Annotated in this window: 17 protein-coding genes, 1 rRNA gene, 1 pseudogene, 1 riboswitch and 1 other annotated feature; of the genes and pseudogenes, 11 read left to right on the forward strand and 8 right to left on the reverse strand. The window is 30.0% G+C overall.

Annotated elements, in window-relative coordinates:
- Both Ctaglu_RS09490 and Ctaglu_RS09495 read left to right on the forward strand, forming a co-directional pair.
- A 16S ribosomal RNA gene (locus Ctaglu_RS09490) occupies positions 1–65 on the forward strand; the annotation flags it as partial.
- A 296-nt stretch (positions 66–361) separates the two neighbouring features.
- Entirely contained in the window at positions 362–859 is a 498-nt protein-coding gene (locus Ctaglu_RS09495; RefSeq protein ID WP_125000518.1) for a dihydrofolate reductase, read from the forward strand.
- A gap of 74 nt (positions 860–933) precedes the next feature.
- Here the strand turns inward: Ctaglu_RS09495 and Ctaglu_RS09500 are convergent, their stop codons facing one another.
- Complete coding sequence (locus Ctaglu_RS09500) at positions 934–1,686, reverse strand: cell wall hydrolase (protein WP_267901267.1); 753 nt, start codon at positions 1,684–1,686, stop codon at positions 934–936.
- A gap of 18 nt (positions 1,687–1,704) precedes the next feature.
- A riboswitch (cyclic di-AMP (ydaO/yuaA leader) is annotated at positions 1,705–1,833 on the reverse strand.
- 219 nt (positions 1,834–2,052) lie between these two features.
- On the opposite strand from Ctaglu_RS09500, the gene Ctaglu_RS09505 reads away from it, so the two are divergent.
- The 5 genes from Ctaglu_RS09505 to Ctaglu_RS09520 all read left to right on the forward strand — a co-directional run bounded on the left by Ctaglu_RS09505 (position 2,053) and on the right by Ctaglu_RS09520 (position 7,007).
- Positions 2,053–3,441: a dihydrolipoyl dehydrogenase family protein gene (locus Ctaglu_RS09505; protein WP_125000521.1), complete on the forward strand. Its 1,389-nt coding sequence runs from the start codon at positions 2,053–2,055 to the stop codon at positions 3,439–3,441.
- A gap of 53 nt (positions 3,442–3,494) precedes the next feature.
- On the forward strand, positions 3,495–3,944 hold the full coding sequence (locus Ctaglu_RS09510; protein WP_185732645.1) for a MarR family winged helix-turn-helix transcriptional regulator: 450 nt from the start codon (positions 3,495–3,497) through the stop codon (positions 3,942–3,944).
- Between the two features lie 60 nt (positions 3,945–4,004).
- Positions 4,005–4,451, forward strand: a complete 447-nt coding sequence (locus tag Ctaglu_RS09515; protein ID WP_185732646.1) for a DUF1499 domain-containing protein — start codon at positions 4,005–4,007, stop codon at positions 4,449–4,451.
- 169 nt (positions 4,452–4,620) lie between these two features.
- Positions 4,621–4,761 carry a hypothetical protein gene (locus Ctaglu_RS25100; RefSeq protein ID WP_164951172.1) on the forward strand — a complete coding sequence of 47 codons (141 nt, stop codon included), beginning with the start codon at positions 4,621–4,623 and terminating at the stop codon, positions 4,759–4,761.
- Positions 4,762–5,009: 248 nt separating this feature from the next.
- A complete protein-coding gene (locus Ctaglu_RS09520) occupies positions 5,010–7,007 on the forward strand; it encodes a methyl-accepting chemotaxis protein (RefSeq protein ID WP_185732647.1) in 1,998 nt (665 codons plus the stop codon).
- Between the two features lie 98 nt (positions 7,008–7,105).
- On the opposite strand, the gene Ctaglu_RS09525 is transcribed toward Ctaglu_RS09520, so the two are convergent.
- From Ctaglu_RS09525 to Ctaglu_RS09535, 3 genes are all read right to left on the reverse strand, one after another.
- Positions 7,106–9,127 (reverse strand): peptide ABC transporter substrate-binding protein, encoded by a 2,022-nt coding sequence (locus tag Ctaglu_RS09525; protein ID WP_125000533.1) that lies wholly within the window; start codon positions 9,125–9,127, stop codon positions 7,106–7,108.
- Positions 9,128–9,258: 131 nt separating this feature from the next.
- Entirely contained in the window at positions 9,259–9,771 is a 513-nt protein-coding gene (locus Ctaglu_RS09530) for a tryptophan transporter (RefSeq protein ID WP_125000536.1), read from the reverse strand.
- A gap of 134 nt (positions 9,772–9,905) precedes the next feature.
- Positions 9,906–10,154 (reverse strand) — a binding site (T-box leader).
- 91 nt (positions 10,155–10,245) lie between these two features.
- A complete protein-coding gene (locus Ctaglu_RS09535; RefSeq protein WP_125000539.1) occupies positions 10,246–11,016 on the reverse strand; it encodes a polysaccharide deacetylase family protein in 771 nt (256 codons plus the stop codon).
- Positions 11,017–11,319: 303 nt separating this feature from the next.
- On the opposite strand from Ctaglu_RS09535, the gene Ctaglu_RS09540 reads away from it, so the two are divergent.
- A complete protein-coding gene (locus Ctaglu_RS09540) occupies positions 11,320–12,471 on the forward strand; it encodes a Rossmann-fold NAD(P)-binding domain-containing protein (protein ID WP_125000542.1) in 1,152 nt (383 codons plus the stop codon).
- A gap of 163 nt (positions 12,472–12,634) precedes the next feature.
- Here Ctaglu_RS09540 and Ctaglu_RS09545 read toward each other — a convergent pair whose 3' ends face one another.
- Positions 12,635–13,891, reverse strand: a complete 1,257-nt coding sequence (locus Ctaglu_RS09545) for an ammonium transporter family protein (RefSeq protein ID WP_125000545.1) — start codon at positions 13,889–13,891, stop codon at positions 12,635–12,637.
- Positions 13,892–14,221: 330 nt separating this feature from the next.
- Between Ctaglu_RS09545 and tyrS the strand changes: the two are divergent.
- Positions 14,222–15,235, forward strand: a pseudogene (gene tyrS / locus Ctaglu_RS09550) (tyrosine--tRNA ligase); the annotation flags it as partial.
- A 65-nt stretch (positions 15,236–15,300) separates the two neighbouring features.
- Here tyrS and uvsE read toward each other — a convergent pair.
- Positions 15,301–16,263: a UV DNA damage repair endonuclease UvsE gene (gene uvsE, locus Ctaglu_RS09555; RefSeq protein ID WP_125000551.1), complete on the reverse strand. Its 963-nt coding sequence runs from the start codon at positions 16,261–16,263 to the stop codon at positions 15,301–15,303.
- 680 nt (positions 16,264–16,943) lie between these two features.
- On the opposite strand from uvsE, the gene Ctaglu_RS09560 reads away from it, so the two are divergent.
- The gene (locus Ctaglu_RS09560; protein WP_125000554.1) at positions 16,944–17,165 is read left to right on the forward strand and encodes a YdbC family protein; all 222 of its coding nucleotides are present in this window, start codon (positions 16,944–16,946) and stop codon (positions 17,163–17,165) included.
- Positions 17,166–17,612: 447 nt separating this feature from the next.
- Positions 17,613–20,195: a bifunctional acetaldehyde-CoA/alcohol dehydrogenase gene (gene adhE / locus Ctaglu_RS09565; RefSeq protein ID WP_125000557.1), complete on the forward strand. Its 2,583-nt coding sequence runs from the start codon at positions 17,613–17,615 to the stop codon at positions 20,193–20,195.
- Positions 20,196–20,383: 188 nt separating this feature from the next.
- On the opposite strand, the gene Ctaglu_RS09570 is transcribed toward adhE, so the two are convergent.
- Together Ctaglu_RS09570 and Ctaglu_RS09575 are read right to left on the reverse strand one after the other, a co-directional pair.
- Complete coding sequence (locus Ctaglu_RS09570) at positions 20,384–21,886, reverse strand: sensor histidine kinase (RefSeq protein WP_233439735.1); 1,503 nt, start codon at positions 21,884–21,886, stop codon at positions 20,384–20,386.
- A complete protein-coding gene (locus Ctaglu_RS09575; protein ID WP_125000560.1) occupies positions 21,879–22,562 on the reverse strand; it encodes a response regulator transcription factor in 684 nt (227 codons plus the stop codon). Before Ctaglu_RS09575 ends, Ctaglu_RS09570 begins: the two co-directional genes overlap by 8 nt.
- Between the last annotated feature and the right edge of the window lie 176 nt (positions 22,563–22,738).

A 22,738-nucleotide genomic window follows, 5' to 3' on the forward strand; every position in this document is an offset into this window, starting at 1 on the left:
TGATGATTGGGGTGAAGTCGTAACAAGGTAGCCGTAGGAGAACCTGCGGCTGGATCACCTCCTTTCTAGGGAGTAGATGCAAAGACTTCGGTCAATGCAACAAGAAGAATTTAATTATTCTTCAAAACATCTACTGTAATTACTCGTAACCTATTCTCTGTTTAATTTTGAGAGACTAATAGTCAAAAAAATAATAAGTGTTTTAATCACTACATAGTGTTTAGAATGCTTATTATTTTTTTGATTATCTTATTAATATTTTGTTATAATGATTATAGATAAAACTTTAGTGGGAGTCTAAACCTCCTTCTGAAGTGGTTAATATTTCAGCACAGCAGGTGATGATTTAAAGGAGGTACAAATGAATTTAATAGCAGCTGTTGATTTAAATTGGGGAATAGGATACAACACTAAATTGTTAGTGAAAATACCTGAAGACATGAAGTACTTCAAAGAAAAAACCCTTGGAAAAGTTATTGTAATGGGTAGGAATACACTTGAATCACTACCAGATAAAAAGCCATTAGAACAAAGAGTTAATATAGTGCTTACCAAAAACAGAAGCTATAACTGTGAAGGTGTTGTTTTATGTTATTCCTTGGAGGAACTTTTTAAAGAATTGAAAAAGTATAATGAGGAAGATATATTCATTATAGGAGGTCAATCGATTTATGCTCAATTAATGCCACATTGTGATAAGGCATACATAACTAAAATATATAAGGAGTATGTACACAATAAGGTATTAGCAAATTTAGATAATAATAATCAATGGCAAAAAAAATCAACAAGTGAAAAACAACAATTTAAAGAGGATATATATTATACCTTTAATACATATGTTAAAAAACTATTATAAAAGTATAAAAAAAACAAACTTCTATAAAACAGTAGAAGTTTGTTTTTTTTTAGTTTGAAAATACTCAACGTAAATTAATAAGCAAAGGTTAAATTACCTTTAACAGCGGCTACGGTTTTTGAAGTTAACCACTTGTTCGTTACAGTATTTTCAAAAAAATACAAGGCTCCATTAGTTGGATCTGAACCTTTTAGTGATTCATAGGCTGCCTTAGTTGCTATATCAGTTGGAGCTTTATTAATCATTCCATTCATTACTGGAGTAAATTGATAGTAGCCATTACTTTTTTCGTTAATTACTCCACTAATATTACTTGGAAACTGGGAACTTTGAACTCTATTTACAACTACAGCTCCTACAGAAAGCATAGTATCATAACTCTCACCACCAGCTTCAGCATTGATTAGTCTAGATAATAGCTTTACATCGCTATTTGAATAGGAGATAACTTTAGAGCTATTAAGAGGTGTAGCTTTTACATTTGTTGAAGCAGTTGGAATTTTAAAGACATCCCCAGGATAAATATTATCATCCCACTTATCATTTGCAATTCTTAATTTATCTAAAGTTATATTATATTTTTTTGCTATGAAATATAAGGTGTCACCGCGAGCTACATTATGAGTATTAGTTGGAACAGCGAGTACTTGTCCAGAATATATGTTGTAGTTTGATAATTTATTATTTTTCATTAAATAATTAGTAGTTGTGTTATAAGCTTTGCTTATACCACCTAATGTATCACCTGATTTAACTGTATATGTAGCAGCATATACGGAGCTACTACTAACTAGAGCTAAGGTTAAAGCAAGCAGAGTAGTTTTCAAATTTAATTTAATAATAACGAGTCCTCCTTTATAAGCCTGCGAGGTTAGTTGACGGATTCGGGTTAAAGGCACCCTACTCTAAAATAAGAGATTCACCCCATGAGAAATCCCCCGTTCTCCATTTAGGAGATTCGGCAATGCAATTCCTATATTGTAACATAAAACGACAAATTAATCGATGTTAAAAAATGGTTAAATTACGATATATAAGTATTTAATATTTTTAGCAAAACTAAAATTAGGGGGCTAAGGTATCTTCAACAATATAAATATGGTTGACAAATTTATTCTATAATATATAATAATCTTATAAGATTAATCGAATACGATTTAGTTTACAATAGTTTATTTACTGGAGGGGTTAGATTGAAAGAATATGATATTGCCATAATAGGAGCAGGTTCGGGCGGCTTAACAGCTGCATACACTGCAAAAGGATTTTCGAAAAAAGTTATTTTAATTGATAAAAATAAGCCTGGCGGAGAGTGTACTTGGTCTGGTTGCATTCCAAGTAAGGCTTTAATAAATATTGCAAAAGAAGTACATGTAGCAAAGAAGTATTCAGATTTATTGGTTGATACTTCTGAGGTTTTAGAAAAAGTCAGAAAAGTAATTCATAATGTTTATGAAGAAGAAAGCCTTGAAGTTTTGAAAAGAGATGGCATTGATTATATTAATGGATTTGCAAAATTTATTGATATAAATACTTTGAGTGTTAATGGAGAAAAAATCAAGGCTAAGAAGATAATTATTTCCACTGGGTCATCACCAATGGTGCCACCCATTGAGGGTTTAAAGGATATAAATTATCTTACAAATGAAAATATTTTCATAGAAAAAAGACTTCCGGAGAGTATAATTGTTTTAGGAGGAGGAGCTATAGGGGTAGAATTATCACAGGCTATGAATAGATTAGGCGTTAAAGTATCATTAGTAGAGATGATGGATACTATTTTAAATAGAGAAGAACCAAAACTTGTAACTATCCTAGAGAGAAAGCTTATATTGGAGGGCGTTAAGATATATACTTCATATAAAGCAGAAAAGGTTTCAGAAAAAGATGGTAAGATTTCCTTGTCTGTAATTAAAGATGGAATCCTTGAAATTATAAATGCGGACAAAATATTGGTATGCCTTGGTAGAGTTCCTAATATAAAGGGATTAGATTTAGAAAAAGTTAGTATTAGATATAACCAAAAGGCTATAGAGGTTAACAAGTTTTTAGAAACAAGCACAAAAGGTATATTTGCAATAGGAGATGTTGCTGGCCCATATCTTTTCTCACATATGGCAAATGTGCAAGGAATTACAGCAGTGAAAAATGCATTGTTGCCTATAAAGAAGAAGATTGATTACGCACATGTAGCTTGGTGTACATTTTCAGAACCGGAACTTGCAAGGGCAGGATTAACAGAGCAGGAAGCTAGAGAAAAGTATGGTGATTCAATTAGGGTATATGAGCAAGATTATAAAAATTTAGATAGGGCAAAAACAAAAGAAGATGATGAAGGTCTTGTTAAGATAATATGTGATAAAAAGGGAAAAGTACTTGGAGCTAGCATTTTGGGGGAGAGAGCTGGAGAGATGATTTCTGAGGTACAGGTAGTAAAGACGTTGGGAATAAACTTTGGGAAATTAACAAAGGTTATACATCCATATCCTACTTATGGAGAGATATTACTTAAGATAAGTAAGAAGGTTTATTTAGATAACATATTAAATAATCCTTTTGTAAAACTATTTAGGAGAAAATAGTTTTACATATAAATCTAATACCACAATATTAAGACATGAAGGAGGTTAAGGTTATGGAGATAGATAATTTAAAACTAAGTAATCAGCTTTGTTTTAAAATATACTCTGTGTCTAAGGCTATGACTAGGTTATATAAACCAATACTGGATAGTTTAAATTTAACTTATCCACAATATTTGGTTATGTTAATTCTATGGGAACATGAAAAGATATCATTTAAAGATATGAGTAATAATTTAAAGATGAAAACAGGAACTTTGACTCCTATATTAAACAAATTAGAAAGCCAGGGACAGTTATGTAGAGTTAAGGATGAAGAGGATGAAAGAAAGGTTTATATTCATATTACTTCAAAGGGTGAAAAGCTTAAGTATGAAGCTTCTAATGTTCCTGGAGAAATTAGTTGTAGAGCGCAAATTAAAATGGATGAATATGTGAAGTATATGAGGGAATTTGATGAACTATTGGAAAAATTAGATGAAATTGAAAATTATAGGTATTAGTAAAGAACTCATAGAATTATAACTAGTTAAATTTTGAATATGATATAGGAGATGTGTAACGTGAAAATTTTAAGTGCAGTAATAAGTGTTATGGCAATAATTGTAATTTACATGTTGGTAAAAAACAATTTAACTCCAAAGAATTTAGGGGTTAATAATGGTAAATTAGCAGAAATGCCAAACAAACCTAATGCGGTTTCATCTGAAACAGAAGAAAAAGATAAGAAAGTTCAGGCACTCCATTTTAAAGGGAATTTAAAGGATTCAAAGGAAAATGTTATAAAAGCAATTGAAAACTACGGTAATTTTAAAATAATTAAAAATGAGACAAATTATGTATATGTGGTCTTTGTGACTGGAATAATGAAATATCATGATGATGTAGAATTTTACTTTGATGAGAGTAAAAAACTTATTCAAATTAGATCAGCTTCAAGGATTGGATATTCTGATATGGGATTAAATAGAGAAAGATATAACAAGTTAAGCGAAATTTATTATAAATAAAATTTAAATATTATTATATGTTGGAAAGTAAAGAAAGACTACAAAGAGAACAACCTAGGGTATCTTTTTGATTTTTAATGCATGCTTTTTCTAATGTTGGAAATGCTATTAGTTAAACAAGTTATGGGCTACCATTTTTCAAAGAAAAAATGAGACAGGAGGTTTTATTTTGAATAATGAAAAGAACAAAGAAGTAAGAAAAGAAAAACATAAGGAAGGTGAAAAAACTTTTATAAGTGAAGTTCAAGAATTTCAAAGGCCTGAAGGGTATGAAGATGCTTTTAAAAAATATTATCCGCAGCAAAAATAAAGTCTTTAAATTTATATATATGTATTTTTTAATTTGCCCTCACGTAAAAGTGAGGGCTTTGATTTTTATATAAAAATTAGTTAAATTAAACTAAAATAACAAAAAATAAAGAATTGTTTGACAATAATATCTAATATATGATATAAATATATAGATATAGAGTAAAAGAGTGTAATTTTTTACAAAATAATAGGATGTTAAAATGTATTTTAAATAAAAATAATACTTATGAAAAGGGGGACTCATCAATGAAATTAAGAGGTAAGTTTATTTCAATGTTCATAGCATTTGCGTTGATTCCTGTATTAACTGCAGGAGCAACAATAATGCTAATAATGCAAAACTCAAGTATGAAAGAAGCAAGGTCTAGTTTACAGCAACAGGAACAATCTGCAATGACTTCAATTAGTGAATCTATATCATTAATAATTAAAAGTGGACAAGATATGTCTAATAACCCATCAATAAATAGTTATTTAAATATCTTACAAACTGGAAAAACAGACTTGCAACTGAAAAATCAAATTGTAAATGGATTTAAGTCAACCATGAAAACATATGGAATTTATGATAATATTCTACTCTTAGATAAAAATGGAACAATTATGATTAGTGCACTTGGAACCACAGATGGAAAGAGCTTAAGTAGTAGGGAATATTATTTGCGAATGAAAGAAGCAAAAAAAACGCAAATTTCTAAAGTTTTAAAAAGTTCTTCTAGTGGGAATAATATAGTTATAGTATCTGTACCTATTTTAGATGCTAATAATGAAGTAAGGGGATCTATATTAACTTCAGTATCATTAAGTGGCGTATCAAAAATAATAAATGGTATTAAGATAGGAGATACAGGAAGCATATACATAATCGAAAGTGACGGAACGGCCGTAGCACATATAAATGAAAAGGAAATTCTGCAGAAGAATATACTTAAACTAGATATAGGTAAAGAAATCCTTGAAAATAAGCAAGGTATAGGACAATACACCTATAAGGGAGTGAATAAACTGCTAGCCTATGATACTAACAAGGAACTTGGTTGGACTTTTGTGGCAAATATACCAGTGAATGAGCTTACTAAAACAGCTAGTCTTGTTATTATAGTGCTGGCGTGTATAATTTTGTTAACCATTATTATGGCTACAGCTATAGCTATAATAATAGCAAAAGGTATTTCAAAACCAATTGAAAAAGTTTCAGGAGCTATGAGTAAAATAGCTGAAGGGGACTTTACAATTACAGTAAATGAAAAAGGAAAAGATGAGATAGCCCAAATGTCAGGTAAACTAAATAAAACTTTAGTAAGTTTGAAAGAATCTATAAAGGGTGTAAAAGATACATCCAATGAAGTGGGGACATCGGCAGTTACACTTTCATCTACATCTAGGCAAATGACTGATGTAGCAAATGAAGTTGCATCTGCAATTCAAGAGGTGGCAAAAGGGGCTTCAGAGCAAGCTAGTGAAATTTCAGATGTAGTTAGTTTGCTTAATGATTTTACAAGACAACTAACATTAGTAGAGGATAAACTTATTAATGTAAACAATAAAGCTAATGACACACAAGTAAGGGCAGTTAATGGTAAAGGTCAAATAGACAGTCTTGTAAATTCAATAAAGCAGATAAAAGCTTCTTTTGAAGTAGTGGTGAATAAGGTTACAGGACTTTCAGGTACAGTTTCAAAAATCGGTAATATAACTGATGTAATAAATGAAGTTTCAGAACAAACTAATCTTTTGGCTTTGAATGCAGCTATTGAGGCTGCTAGAGCAGGAGAACAAGGAAGAGGATTTGCAGTGGTTGCAGATGAAATCAGAAAGCTTGCAGAAGAATCTAAAAACTCTTCAGAAGAAATTTTAAGTCTTGTTAAGTCAATATCAAAAGAAACAGATGACGTTATTGATACTACTGCTAGTGTTAATGAACTTATAACAAAGCAAGAAGGACTTGCTAGCGAAACTATAATATCTTTTGAGAATATTATAAATTCAGTAGTTGAAATAGCACCACTTATGGAAGAAACCAATGTATCCTTAAGAAGGGTAGATGATTCTAAAACAGTTGTAATAAATAAAATTGAAAATATATCAGCAGTAGCGCAAGAAGTTTCAGCATCCTCAGAACAAATTGCAGCCTCCTCAGAAGAAATGTTATCTTCTTGTGAAGAAGTAGCAGAGTTTGCAACAAAGGTTGATGAGGCATCACAAAACTTGAAAAATAAAGTAGGTATGTTTAAAATAGAATAAAGAAATAACAATTAATATTATTTAATTATACTAGACTATAATTAAATGTTTCAAACCAAAGGACCAAGCTCTACATTAGAGCTTGGTCCTTTGGTTTTTTATAAAGCCGGGCTGATCTCCACATATTTAAATTCAAATTCAGTAAAAGGGTTATACATTAAATTTTTAACTTCTTTTCTGTAGAAGAAATTGTGCTTTGTAAATACACTTGGTGAAATTACACCTTCTTCATATATTAGGATATCTTCTGCCTTTTTTAAATATTCAAAACTCTCAGCAGGATTCATAGTTACCTTTGCTTTTGAAATAAGTTCATCATATTTTTTGTTAATAAAACCTGTATTAAAAGTTCCAGCAGAACTGGTCCACATTTCTAAATAAGATAAAGGGGAATTGTAATCACCAACCCAGGTAGATTGAGTTATTTGATATTTTCCATCATCCGTGTTCTTCATACATACAGCCCATTCTTCATATTGGATTTTAAGTTCCACACCTAATATATCCTTATAGCTTTTTTTCATGAATTCTGCAGATTCAATATCCATTGGGGAAGTTCCACTTTGTAGTAAGGTTATATTCATATTTGAGGGATTAACATCTTCGCCAATTTCTTTTAATCCCTCCATAAGTAATGCTTTAGGGTCTTTATTCTCTTCCATAAGTTTTATAACAGGAGATTTAATTGCTTTTTTTATGGGAGTACCTTGATATATTGGTATTGAAGTAGGGCAGAAGCTATAAGCAGGCTCACCTACACCTTTATATATATCTTTAATTTTTTCAGTTCTATTTTCAGCTAGTATAAATGCTTTTCTTATTTTTGAATTTTTAAAATATTTATCATTCTGATTAAACATAGTATAGGAGGTTGTTGCCTTATCAGCAGTCATTAAATTAAATTTATTAGTATTTTGGAGTTTTTCGCTCCATTCAGGTTTCAGGCTGGCAGCAAAATCTATATTTCCAAGGTAAAGTTCATTCATTCTTGTATCGATATTTCGCATAATATTAAAATTTATTTGCTGTAATTTAACTTTATTTTTATCCCAATAATAAGGATTTTTTTCTAATGTAATCTTGTTTTGAGTAAGCCAATCTTTTAATAAGAAAGGTCCATTTGAAACAATAGATTTAATATCTGTACCATAGGTATCCTTATATTTTTCTATAAGGTCTAATCTTTGAGGCTTCATAACATTCATATAAGTTAGTTCCAAAAAATAAGGACATGGTTTTTCTAGTGTTATTTGAATTGTACTAGCATCAATAGCATGTATACCCACTTGATTTTTATCTTTTATTTTGCTAGTATTGAATTCAGTAGCATTTTTTATTGGTAATAATAGGAATGAATAAACAGGACTAGTTATAGGGTCAAGACTTCTAAGTATACTATCCACATAATGCTGTGCTGTAACCTTTACACCATCTGACCAATAGTTATCTCTTAGGAAAAAGGTCCATACGTCACCCTTTTGGTTACATTCCCATTTAGAAGCACCAGCAGGAGCAATATAATTTGTTCCATCAGCTGTGTGATCTATTCTAGTAAGTCCCTCATAAATTTCATTTAATATTTGCTTACTGTAAGTATCAGTAGAAAATGAAACATCTAGAGTTCTTGGCTCAGAGTTTAGACTAGCATTTAATATTTGAGGTGTTTTTGAAGCGGCTTCTTCTAGTTTAGCATTTAATGAATAGGCATCATCATATTCTCCATATTTGTTAGAATACTTTCCTTTTTCACCTGAACGTTTTACTCGTATGGCAAAACGGTATTGTGAAGATTCTAGTTTTAGATGAGATAAGTCAATTTTAGTTAAATTTACTCCACCTATAGGGAGTGTCCACCCATCTACCATATCTGGTGTTGTTACTAAATTCCAATTTATATTGGAAGAGTTTTGCTGACTATAAAATATTTGATACTGAATCATACCTTTATAGCCTTTGGTAGTAACAAGTAATTGTCTGTTATCTGTAATTTCACAACTGGATATTTTAGGTGGTGCTTTTTCAACTAGTGCATTTGCTTTTGTGTTAAGTCCAAGATTAATAGTTAATGTGAGGATAAAACATAATAAAATGTTCACTGATTTTTTTAGTTTAAATTTCATATCTTCAGCTCCTTTCTATATATAACTATATTGTAACACTTTTAATTAAATGGAACAATATAGAAAAAACTTCAGTGGGAGTTTTTATATCCTTCTGAAGTCCTTAATAGTGGACCTTTACAGGTGATGATTTAATAGTTTATGAATTTACTCTTGATTGCTGGGTTAGTTATAATAAGCTTATGCAGGAAAAATCCTATAAGTGAATTAAGCACTGAAGTAGGAAGTACTATGGATACAAAGAGTATTAAAAAAGGTGCTGGTAAACCAAACAAAATAAGAGCTGAACCTAGAAAAACGCTTCCACTTATTACAGTTCCTAGAAAATAAATACATGTTAATTTAATTGGAGAATTAGCATTGGAGTTTTTATATATAGCATATACAATTATTGAAGTTATCATTTTGTCTATAATGTTAGGCAATTGACCACCAGGAAATGTGGTTGATAAGGCACATAAAACACCTGCCACTATTCCTGTAATAAAGGCAATTTTAAAATCTTTGGTTAAGATTACGGACAAAATCATAAATACCAATAAGAAATCTGGTTTTATTCCAAAGAATATACCTGGTGTGATTTGATGCAATATAAGACCTATTGCAAGGAAGAGTGAAGTTATTATAATTTTATTTGTTTTCATAAAAATTAGCTCCTTTTCAAAATAATTTAGATTTATTGGTTTTGTTATCTTTTTAAAAGCAATTATCTTTCAGTGCATCAAATTAGACACCACCTTTCAATTTATTATTTAAACTAAAAAAAACCCCCGCCCTATATTAGGGCGAAGGATATTCGCTGTACCACCTAAATTATGCTACAAAAAACTGTGCATATTTAATCTTCAAGCACTAAAATGCTCTAGCCCTTTTAACAGTGGGCATCCGGTAACTACTACTCTCAAAATTTGATTTCGGGTTACTTCTAGCAGGTCCATTCACTAAAGTTATCAATACTGAGATCGCACTATCCTCAGCTCTCTGGAATTGCATTGCTTTAACTACTCTTCCTGTTCTACGAATTTATAATATAAGAATGATTGTAGCATTAAAATAATTAAATGTAAATAGTAATTTAAAAAAACTATTTATTTTAAAGTAATAAATTTGTACTAATATTATCTGTATTTATTAATAATGCTTATTAATAGATTCATTCTTTCATGAATATCCAGCTCTATTTTATCGCGTTTATAATGAAAATCATTTGGATCTAACAAGTAACTATGAGTTATTCCAAAAAGTTTTTTATTTTCCAAGATTCCTTTATTTAGGATTTTTGAAAGCTTTTCAATATTAAAGTATTCCAACCTTAACTCTTCATTTTCATTTTCGGCGTAAACAGGTAAAGAAGTTAATATATTTTTGGTTACTTTGTACTGTGGTCTGTAAATATTGTGAGATTCATACTTTATGGGAGTTAACTCTGCTAATATTTTTTCGGTATTATCGTCTATTGAAAAATACCCTCCGCGGAAAGCTTCAATTGGCTCAATTCCTAATTTCGAAATATATTCGTAGCAGTGCTTTATTATAGTTTTTTGTTCATCATAAGAGTAATTAGCTATTAAATCTTCATTTTTTTCTATGAATGGACACAGCTTTTCTATAGATTCTGGTAAATTATTTGGATGAATATGAAGGCCAAATATAACTTTGTAATTTCTCTTTATATTTTCTATCAGATTTAACTCATTCATCATTTTTGCAAAAAATGGAGTTATAAATAAAAGGGTATATATATTGTTTTCAGAATTTAATTTTAATAGCCTCTCTAAGTTTAGTACATTATTTTTTAAGTTTTTATCAAAATTATATCCTTCGCAATCAATAGTTAAAATAAAATCAAAATTTGGTTTTTTAATATAATTATCAAGAAAATATTCCATAAATCCACACAACCTCCTAATATAGCATTGCTAATTTACAATTTGCATTGTATAATCAATTGTAGCAAGTAACAACTTATTATACAATTCAAATTGCTACTTGTCAAAAGTTACTAATAATCAACGTTTCACTGCTCTGCAATACAATTTAAAGATAAATACACTCGAGTTTTTAAGCATTTCAAAAAATCTTTTTCGTTATATCTAATTTTCAAATGAAAAGAATTTAAAATTAAATAGCTTAATGAAGTTATCAATTGATAACTATTTTGTAAACTAAACAAATATGGGGAGGATGATATAATGAAAACTATAGGTTTTCCAAGAATGCATAAAGAAATAAACGAGAGAAGAGATTTTTTGCCATCTTTTTTTGACATGATTAAAATGGATAGAGTACATATATTTCTTGAAGAAGGATATGGCTCAGCTTTAGGTTATACAAAAGAAGATTATTTAAAAAACAATAAAAAAATACAATTTGTAAGTAATAGAGAATGCTATGAAAAAGATATAGTTGTGGTTTTAAGGTCACCGGAGTTTGAACAAATTGAATATATGAAACGAGGCAGTACCCTACTTAGTATGCTTCATTATGCAACTAGAGCTACTAGAGTTGAGAAGCTTAAAGAAAAAGGTATATTTGCTGTTTCTATGGATTCTATTAGAAATGATTTTTTTGAAAGAATGGTTGTAAATTATGAGGGAACTTCAGAAAATGGGATTAATGTAGCATTTACTGAGCTGGCTAAAAATTATGAAAATATCTGTATTGAAGAAAGAAAACCTATAATTGTGAGTATAATGGGTATGGGACGAGTTGGTTTAACAGCAGCAAGAATGGCTGGTAAATATGGAAATAACAAAGTTACCGAAGCTATACTTCAAGAGAAAACTAGTGGAGTAATTGTTAAGATGTTACCTAGAAATATAACCCATGATAAAAAGCAGATGATAAAAATCCTTAAAAAGACAGATATTTTAGTAGATGCAACCACTAGAGGTGATGCAACAAAATATGTTGTCAGTAATGAACTAATAGGGTATTTAAAAGATCATTCTATAATTTTAGATTTAACAGCAGATCCATATTTAACTAGTGCAAGTTCTCTTCAGATAAAGGCAGTAGAAGGTATGCCACATGGTACATTGGATAAAAATGTTATTTACCCTGGTGATGATGAGTATAACACTGTGCCAAAGTGTTTACAATCACACAATCAAAGAACAGTAGTAAGCTGTAATGCCTGGCCGGGAGTTAAACCAGAGGCTTGCATGGATTTATACGGAAAACAACTTGTATATATTGTACAAAATCTTATTGGATATTCTACTGAGGATTTTGATTTATATAATAGTGATTATTTTAATAGAGCAATATATAGAGCAACTATTGAATGTTTTGAAAAACCATTGGATATATATGGTAATGAAATGGAAAATGTAGTAATATAAGATGTAATAGTGATTATATGTTTTTAGTGTATGAGAAAAGCTGTGTGCATATAATTCTAATTTTTAATGCCAAATTTATAACTTGGAATACAAACGATGAATTTTACTCGCCTCCTCTATATTCTATAGAGGAGGCGAGTTTTTGTTTTATTTAAAACTAATTCTATCCCTCAACGAAAAATTCATCTTCGTCACTATATAGAATTTCTTTTTTGCCAAGCAAGCTTATAATAGTACCAGTAATTTTTCCGAATATGAAAGCTACACATACAGTAACAATTATTCCAAGTAATTGAGTACCAGCATTTCCAGTTATAAATATCGCTACTACGCCTCCAAGGATTCCAGGCATTCCATGTAAATTATTAATTCCACAGGTATCAGTTCCTTTTATAAGTCTTTGTACCTTAGGAGCAATAATGCTGTAGCCAATTACACTAAGCGCTCCTGCAGCAATTCCTATAAGCATAGCATATCCTGGTGTTGTCTTATCACAAGTAGAACCAATTGCCACTCCACCAGCAAGAGCAGCATTTGCTATGTCTTCTATCTCAAGTTTACCTCTGATTATTTTTGAGAATATGTATGTTGAAAGTGTTGCACCACATAAGGCAAAAATTGTGTTTATTGCAGTTAATACAACTCTTTCTGGAGCTACTATAGCACTTGTAAATGAGGGCCAGAAAAGCCATAATACCATACTTCCAAGTAGACAAAGTTGGTTAGAGCTTGGATTATTTTCGCAAGCAGCATCATCTTTAAATTTAGAAAAGGTATTTGATATAACTCCCAGTCCAAAATATGCACCAAAAGCATGTATAACAATTGAACCACCTGTATCAAGGAAACCCTTAAACATACCACTTTCAAGTATAAGCCATTCATTAAATATGTAAGCTGGTACGAATAATAATCCCATTATAATATATTGATCCATTTTTAAACGTCCAAGAGGAGCCCCAATTGCTATAAGCAAACTTGCAGCAGCAAATTCTGCAAATAGAAGTGTATCGATGCTTATGGTTGACATAGTGAAACCTTCTCCACCGAAACTTTTTATAATCATATACATTGGGATAGCTATACTTACTGCAAGAAATGTTGCAGTGATTGAAGTATAACCATGATTTCTTATGAAAACCATAAGGAAACCAAAACCAACAAGCAGCATTGCTAAAATATGAATAGAACGCTCATATTTTAACGTGTCAAAAATTGTACTGTTTTCTAGGGTAGTTTGTTGCATGGTACTACTCTCAGCATTAATTGCTGAGATACTGGTTGATACGTTATGATTTATGCTAGGTATCAAAATAAGAGCAGCTACTATAAAAAACAACAATAAAAATATTAGTAAACTTTTGTTTACAGTAGTTTTAGGAGCATTTTTAACCTTTTTTTTTGTAGATAATTCAATCATTACTTTTCCTCCATTAAATATATTTTCATTAAGCTACAAGTATATTTTGCAAAATGATTTATAGGATTCTAACTTGTAAAAATCAAGACAAAAATGTTGCAATTAGGACATTTTTGTCTTACTGAGGTATAATACCATTTTTCCACTTATAAGAAAAGTATGATTTGAGGCCTTAAGCCAATGATAACGTTTAAATATTGCCAATTCAAGAGATAAGCCTTTGTTTTCATATAATTTTATAAAATATATTTTTTGCTATATTTTATAAAATTCATATAAAGTAAACTTGCATTTATAGTAAAAAAACAATGTAAAATATGTAAAAATAGAATTATTGGAGATTTTACTGGGATGATAGGAGATCCTTCAGGAAGATCAAAAACAAGAAAAGAGTTAACCCGCGAAGAAGTATTGATAAATGCTGAAACTTATAAAAAACAAATGTTTAAAATACTTGATCCAGATAAAACGGAGGTTAAATTTAATAGTGAGTGGCTATCAAAATTGAATTTTAAAGATGTTATAGAATTAGCATCAAAATACACAATAACTAGGATGCTAGAAAGGGAAGATTTTAAAAATAGATTTAAAGCACAGCAGTCAATTGCAATTCATGAGTTTATGTACCCCTTAATGCAAGGATATGATTCCATAGCAATAAAAGCAGATATTGAACTTGGTGGAACAGATCAACGGTTTAATATTTTAATGGGAAGAACTCTTCAAAAGGAATATGGTGAAAACAAGCAAGTTTCAATATTTATGCCTCTTTTAGAAGGAACAGATGGAACCTTAAAGATGAGTAAAAGTCTTGGAAATTACATTGGAATAAATGAAAACTGTAATAATATGTATAGTAAAGTTATGTCTATTCCAGATGAATTAATTATAAAATACTACGATTTGGTAACAGATACTCATCCAGATGAAGTACAAGAAATTGTGAGACAATTAGAAAGTGGAAAAATTAATCCAAGGGATATAAAGATGAAACTTTCTAAGGAGATTGTTGAATTATATCATGGAAAAGTAGCGTCTGATGAGGCCCAGGAGTATTTTAAAAAAGTATTTCAAAAGAAGGATATTCCACAGAATATTAAACAAATAGAGGTTATAAAGAATTCTGCCAGGAATAAACAAAGTACTATTTTAAAAATAATAACTGATATGGAGTTTGCTAAAAGCAATAGGGAAGCAAGCCGTCTAATTCAGCAAGGAGCAGTGAAAATAAATGGAGAAAAAATATCCATAGATAATGTATTTGATTTAAGTGATGGAGATGTAATTCAATGTGGTAAAAGAAATTTTGTGAAAATTATTGAATTACCTAAACAAGTAGAATAAATTAATATAAATAAAAGACTCCAAGAATATAAAATTCTTGGAGCCTTTTATTTATATAATAAATTCTAATTAAATTCTAAAGTACTAGTATCAAGCCAAGTCCATTCAGGTTTTAAAATTTTAACATCATCTACAAGTTTGAATAATGCCAAATCAGCTAGTTTTGCCTCTAGCATTATATCTAAGTCAATTCCTAGTGGAATACATTTTTCAATAAACTCAATGAAAGCTTCTGCATCAATGTTATCAGCATGCTTTTTATCTTTTTCTCCAGTTTTTGGGCTCGAAAAATGTACTTTTACTGGTAGAAGTTCGTTTTCCCAAGTGGAGAATATATCTTTTAACATAGGTTCTAGGTCATCGCCACCATTGTTGCAGTTATGATGATGTACATCTAGTACCATAGGTACATTTATTTCCTTGCATATGTTTAATACTTCTTTTGTAGTAAAGCTTTTGTCATCATTTTCAAACACTACTGATTTTGTTATTTCTTTTGGCAGATTATTATAATTCTTAAAGAATCTTTCCGTAGCAGCAAGTTTGCCACCTTCTTTACCTCCAATGTGTAATATCATTTTTCCTAAAGGGTAATTAATATCTTGGAAAAGATTTGCATGGAACATAAGATTCTTTTCAGTAGATTTTATTACTTCTTCCTTAGAACTATTTATAACATTAGATTCATCAGGATGAGTATCAACTCTTAAATTATTATTGTTTATATAATTTCCAAGCCAATCAAAATCCATTTTTAAAATTCTTCTGAACTCCCAATCTGTAACTTCAGGGTGAGTTGCTAGAGGTATTAAAGCGGAAGTTATCCTATAAAAGTGAACATCGTTTTTTACAGTGTATTCTAGAATTTTATACAAATCATTGACGTTTGATACTGCTACCTTTTGTAGTTTTTCAAGTTTATCTCTGTCCGTCGATTGTTTCGTATATGTAGAAAAAGTTACTGTGCTAGCAGAAGTTATTTTTGCTGCTTTTAAAGCAGTAGCCACGTAGCCTAATCTTATTTGCATAATATCACTCCTCATATAATATAGTTATACCAATAAATTAAATCATCATTTGCGCAAGCTTTTTAATTTTCAAAGCTGCAACATTAACGACTTCAGAATGAATGATATATTCCACCTAAAGTTTTATCCTTTTTAGAGTAATAGGCTCACTCATGGAAGATAGGGGGAACTCCTTCTGAAATGACGTTAAAACATTTCTACTAACTGATATTCTTTAATATATTCTAATTATTGCTCAATCATATTGAAATTTTAATATCCTTTAATAAGTATATTTTTATAATACTCCCCATAATGAAGTTAACTTATAAACATTGTAGGAAATATTTTAAGTCAGGGCATAAAAATTACTAATAAAAGAGTTACTTATAAATCGCTATATAATAAAAGCTATAACAATATTTAAAATGTTTGTTAAAAACATCTTACTAAATAAATATAATACTTGAATAGATGTTAGAATAAACCCTTGTTTAATCATATCACATAACTATAGTGTGTGTAAAATAATATACAAATAATCAAATAAATATTTCTATAATTTCAATAGAATCATTGCAAAAATATGAAATATAGAATGAAAAAAGGCTTTATTGCTATAAAATATCTAAATTATAGCTTTTTATGTGAAAATCATATAATATTAATGTAGTAGTTAAAATTATTAGTGGAGGTATAACATGGCAGATATAAAATACGAAATAAAAGAAACATTAGGAGAATTATCAGAATCTGGTAAAACATGGAGAAAAGAATTAAATCTTATAAGCTGGAATGATAAAGAGGCAAAATACGATATTAGAGATTGGTCTCCAGAACATGAAAAAATGGGGAAAGGGGTAACCTTATCTAAAGAAGAGCTTATAAAACTTAAAGCATTGCTTAATGAGATAAATTTGTAACAAGTATTAAGTTACATGAAAACAAGGTGTGGTAATTTTGCCATCCCTTGTTTTTTTTATATGGAAAATTGCAACGTCCTATCTGAAAGTTAAACATAAAAGCTATATCGTTTAAAAAATAACATACTTTCATCCTTGCTTTGTATTAATAATGATAAAAGGTAAATAAAAAAAATGATGCAAACAAGCTTGTATTTGCCTATATGTAAAGGTTTGCAACCATCTAATGATTGCTAATGAATAATGAAATATGATAAAAATAATAAAATAACTGTTTACAATTATAAAAACATTGTGATATAATTAACACATAAACAAGGAGCAAACATTCAAAATAAAAAAATGTTTTAAATATTAAATAAAAAATTACTTCAAATCAATAAATAAAATATTATTATGCAAAGTTGACCATTAATGTAATCTATTATTATGAAAGAGGTGTAGCATATGAAAGTAACAAACGTAGAAGAATTAATGATTAGAATAAAAGAGGTTAGAAGTGCTCAAAAGGAGTTTTCTACTTATACTCAAGAACAGGTAGATGAAATATTTAGACAAGCAGCAATGGCTGCAAATAATTCAAGAATTGATTTAGCAAAGATGGCAGTGGAAGAAACGGGTATGGGAATTGTAGAAGACAAGGTTATAAAAAACCATTTTGCTTCAGAATATATATATAATCAATATAAAGATGAAAAAACTTGTGGAATTATCGATACAGATAAATCTTTTGGTATTACAAAAATTGCAGAACCAATAGGAGTTGTAGCAGCTATTGTGCCAACTACAAATCCAACATCTACAGCAATATTTAAGGCGCTTATATCATTAAAAACTAGAAATGGTATCATTTTTTCTCCACATCCAAGAGGGAAAAAGTCTACTATTGCAGCAGCTAAAATAATACTAGATGCAGCAGTTAAAGCTGGCGCACCGAAAGGTATAATAGCCTGGATAGATGAACCTTCAGTAGAACTTTCGCAGATTGTTATGAGAGAAGCAGATATAATACTTGCAACAGGTGGACCAGGAATGGTTAAAGCTGCTTATTCATCAGGAAAACCAGCTATTGGAGTTGGTGCAGGAAATACACCTGCAATTATTGATGAAACAGCAGAAATTAAAATGGCTGTAAATTCAATTTTACTTTCTAAGAGCTTTGACAACGGAGTAATATGTGCTTCAGAACAATCAGTATTAGTTATGGAAGAAATATATGATGAAGTTAGGAAAGAATTTTCTGAAAGAGGAGCTTATATTCTCAAAAAAGCAGAAGTAGATAAAGTAAGGAAAATAATTTTAACTAATGGATCATTAAATGCAAATATAGTAGGCCAATCTGCCTTTAAGATAGCAGAAATGGCAGGAGTTAAAGTTCCAGAAGAAACAAAGGTTATTATAGGAGAAGTTGAATCTGTAGAACTTGAAGAAGCATTTTCACACGAAAAATTATCTCCAGTACTTGCTATGTATAAGGTTAAAACTTTCGATGAAGCACTAGAAAAGGCAGAAAGACTTGTTGAACTTGGTGGCTTTGGTCATACATCATCATTGTACACGCACAGAACTAAGTCTACAGATAGAATAGCTAAGTTTGGTGCAACCATGAAAACAGGGAGAGTTATAGTAAATATGCCAGCAGCTCAAGGAGCTATAGGAGATTTATACAACTTTAAGCTAGCTCCTTCATTAACACTAGGGTGTGGTTCATGGGGTGGAAACTCCGTATCAGAAAACGTTGGAGTTAAGCATTTATTAAATGTGAAGAGTGTAGCTGAGAGGAGAGAAAATATGCTTTGGTTTAGAGTTCCAGAAAAAATTTATTTTAAATACGGTAGCCTAGGAGTAGCTTTAAAAGAATTAAAGGATATGAACAAGAAGAAAGCATTTATAGTAACTGATAAGATTCTTTATGACCTAGGATATGTAGATAAAGTTACTCATGTTTTAGAGGAAATTGGAGTAGAATATAAGATATTCTATGACGTAGAACCAGACCCAACCATTGCTATAGCAAAAAAAGGTGCTGAAGAAATGGCAATATTTAAGCCAGATACAATTATAGCACTTGGTGGTGGATCACCAATGGATGCAGCAAAAATCATGTGGGTAATGTATGAGCATCCAGAAGTAAGATTTGAAGATTTAGCTATGAGATTTATGGATATTAGAAAGAGAGTATATCCATTCCCTAAGATGGGTGAAAAAGCTATGATGATTTCTGTGCCAACTTCAGCAGGTACAGGTTCAGAAGTTACTCCATTTGCAGTAATTACTGATGAAAAAACAGGAGTTAAATATCCATTAGCTGATTATGAGTTAACTCCAGATATGGCTATAGTAGATGCAGAGCTTATGATGAATATGCCAAAGGGACTTACAGCAGCTTCCGGTATAGATGCTTTAACTCATGCTATAGAAGCTTATGTATCAGTACTTGCTTCAGAATATACTAATGGACTTGCTTTAGAATCAATGCGATTAATATTTAAGTATTTACCACAAGCTTACAATGAGGGTACCACTAATATAAAAGCAAGAGAAAAAATGGCTCATGCTTCAACAATGGCTGGTATGGCATTTGCTAATTCTTTCCTAGGAGTATGTCACTCAATGGCACACAAATTAGGAGCAGAGCATCATGTACCACATGGCATTGCTAATGCATTATTAATCAATGAGGTTATAAGATTCAACGCTGTAAACAACCCAACAAAACAAGCAGCCTTCCCACAATATAAATATCCAAATGCTAAGTGGAGATATACAAGAATTGCTGACTATTTACAATTAGGTGGAAACACAGAAGATGAAAAAATAGAATTATTAATTAAAGCTATTGATGAACTAAAAGCTAAGATTAACATTCCTATGACAATAAGTGAAGCAGGAGTGTCTAAAGTGAAATTCTATGCTACGTTAGACCATATGAGTGAGCAAGCTTTTGATGACCAATGTACAGGTGCTAATCCAAGATATCCATTAATCAGTGAACTTAAGCAAATGTATATAAATGTTTTTGAAAAATAAATCAGTTAATTTGATAAACTTTAAAATTTATTCTTGAGAAGTTTATTCAACTTATATACAAAAAAGCATCATTGCATGAAAATGCAGTGATGCTTTTGAATTATTCAGCATTTTTCTTATATTATGCTATAAGGTCAAGTATATATTGCTAGCATAATATAAGAAAAGATCTTAATTTCAAAATATGATTATAGTTTATTTTCCATAGGAAGTCCAATCCTTATGGTTGTTCCAATTTCAAGTCTGCTTTCAACTATGATGGAGCCGTTATGCCTTCCAATAATCCATTTTGCTATAGATAAACCAAGTCCGGTTCCACCACTTTCTTTTGTTCTTGATTTATCACATCTATAAAATCTATTGAAAATATGGGGAAGATCTTCTTTAGAAATACCTATTCCTGTATCTATAATTTCAAGAATTAGATTCTTCTTTTTAATATAACTATTTAACACAATACGTCCATAACTAGGGGTGTACTTTATACTATTATCTATGAAAACTCTTAATGCTTGCTTAAGTAATTTTTTATCTGCATAAACAGAAACCTGCTGATTTACATCAGTTTTAATTTCATGTAAAGCATCAATTAGTTTTGTTTCCTTTATAATTTCATCTACTAATTCATTAATATAAAAACTAGTTTTTTCGATTTTTTGAGTGTTCTTATCACTTCTTGCAAGAAATAAAAGTTTTTCTACTAACTGTTGCATATCGCAGGCTTCACTCCTTATAGCAGTTATAGATTCCTCTAATACTTCCTTATCATCTTTTCCCCAGCGGTACAGCATATTTGCATAGCCTTGAATTACAGCGATTGGTGTTCGAAGCTCATGAGAAGCATCTGATACAAATTGGTTTTGTTGTTCATAGGAAGTTTGAATACCATCTAACATTTTATTAATAGTTTCAGCTAAATCTTTTAGCTCATCCTGGGAAACACTAACATTTAATCTAGTTTCTAAAGCATTAATCGAAATAGCTTTTGTGGTTTTTGTCATGTCTTTTATAGGTAGAAGCATTTTCTTACTGGCTTTAGAACCCACACCTAAGGTAAACATTAGAGAGAATATATTTACGAAAAAAATAATTAAAGAAAAAATGCCCCAATACTCATTTTCCTTTTTAAGGTTTTTAGAAAGCTGAAGATAAAAGATTTTATTATTTTGATCGAGTTTAGTAGTAATAAAAACAAGTTGTTGGTTTATTTCATTAATAACAGGGTAAGTTGAGGCATCTTTATGGAAATATATCTCACTTTTATTCTTTTGGGTAGAATAAACAAGATTTTCACTTTTATCAAAAACATTAAAGGTTATGTACTCTATATTAGAAAAAATATTAACATTAAAGCTTTGAAGATCTTTGTCTAATTTAGCATAATTAACAGCTACTGAACTGTATCTAGTAAGTTCACCCTGAACTTCATGTAGTAGAAAAAATCTAAAGCCTATAATTAAAGCAAGGCTTAATAGAAGCAGTGTAGTAGAAAAAATAAGTGTATATACTGCAGTCATTTTAAAACTAATGGAAAATCTTAATCTTTTATGAATTTTGTAAATTAATTGTTTTAATAACTTTGGTATAAAACTCAATATGATTGATATTGCCTTGTAGAGAAATCCTAAGCATTGCGAAAGAAAACGAAAGTATTGTAACATAAACTTAGAGAAAAATTTTAAATTATTCATCTTTTAAAAGGTATCCCACCCCCCGAATAGTATAAATAAATTTCTTGTTGAATCTATCATCTATTTTACTTCTTAAATATCTAATGTAAACATCAACTACATTAGTATCACCCATATATTCATAACCCCATACTATATCAATAATTTTATTTCTTGTAAGCACAATATTTTTATTTTCAATTAGGTATTTAAGTAAATCGAATTCCGTTTTAGTTAGTTCTATAGAACTATTTTTAAAGCTAACCATATGGGCATCTAAGTCTATAGACAATTCTCCAGCAGATAATATATTAGTGATTTCTTTAAATACAGGTACTTTTTTTAATGCTGTTCTTATTCTTGCTAGTAATTCTTCAATAGCAAAAGGCTTAGTCATATAGTCATCAGCGCCTATGTCAAGACCCATAACTTTATCCATTATCTCATCTTTAGCAGTAAGCATTATAATGGGAACTGCAGACACTTGTCTTAGGCGTCTTAATACTTCTAGACCGTTTAAAGATGGTAGCATAACATCAAGAATTATTATATCAAAAGTTTCGTTAAGGGCTTTATCTAAACCCTCACGTCCGTCATGGCATTGATAAACGCTATACCCCTCATAAGTTAATTCTAATTCAAGAAATCGTGCTATTTTTATTTCATCCTCAATTATTAAAATTTTTTGTCCACTCATATATAATTTAACCCCCAAAATATATTATATTAATCACCAAATTTTCGCACATAATAACATAGAGAAGTTATGTGCGAAAGTTGAGTTAATAACCATACTTTTATTATATATTACTTTATATATAATTGCAGACAATCAGATTTATATTTTTTTATTAAAAAAACAACCTACATAGA

Source organism: Clostridium tagluense (genome assembly GCF_003865095.1).
GTDB lineage: Bacteria > Bacillota > Clostridia > Clostridiales > Clostridiaceae > Clostridium_AD > Clostridium_AD tagluense.

Coding starts and splice junctions, on each gene's coding strand:
- Ctaglu_RS09575 (WP_125000560.1), bottom strand. CDS start 22,562: ATGAGTGGACAAAAAATTTTAATAATTGAGGATGAAATAAAAATAGCA.
- uvsE (WP_125000551.1), bottom strand. CDS start 16,263: ATGCAAATAAGATTAGGCTACGTGGCTACTGCTTTAAAAGCAGCAAAA.
- Ctaglu_RS09560 (WP_125000554.1), top strand. CDS start 16,944: ATGGCAGATATAAAATACGAAATAAAAGAAACATTAGGAGAATTATCA.
- Ctaglu_RS09540 (WP_125000542.1), top strand. CDS start 11,320: ATGAAAACTATAGGTTTTCCAAGAATGCATAAAGAAATAAACGAGAGA.
- adhE (WP_125000557.1), top strand. CDS start 17,613: ATGAAAGTAACAAACGTAGAAGAATTAATGATTAGAATAAAAGAGGTT.
- Ctaglu_RS09570 (WP_233439735.1), bottom strand. CDS start 21,886: ATGAATAATTTAAAATTTTTCTCTAAGTTTATGTTACAATACTTTCGT.
- Ctaglu_RS09510 (WP_185732645.1), top strand. CDS start 3,495: ATGGAGATAGATAATTTAAAACTAAGTAATCAGCTTTGTTTTAAAATA.
- Ctaglu_RS09535 (WP_125000539.1), bottom strand. CDS start 11,016: ATGGAATATTTTCTTGATAATTATATTAAAAAACCAAATTTTGATTTT.
- Ctaglu_RS09530 (WP_125000536.1), bottom strand. CDS start 9,771: ATGAAAACAAATAAAATTATAATAACTTCACTCTTCCTTGCAATAGGT.
- Ctaglu_RS09525 (WP_125000533.1), bottom strand. CDS start 9,127: ATGAAATTTAAACTAAAAAAATCAGTGAACATTTTATTATGTTTTATC.
- Ctaglu_RS09495 (WP_125000518.1), top strand. CDS start 362: ATGAATTTAATAGCAGCTGTTGATTTAAATTGGGGAATAGGATACAAC.
- Ctaglu_RS09545 (WP_125000545.1), bottom strand. CDS start 13,891: ATGATTGAATTATCTACAAAAAAAAAGGTTAAAAATGCTCCTAAAACT.
- Ctaglu_RS09520 (WP_185732647.1), top strand. CDS start 5,010: ATGAAATTAAGAGGTAAGTTTATTTCAATGTTCATAGCATTTGCGTTG.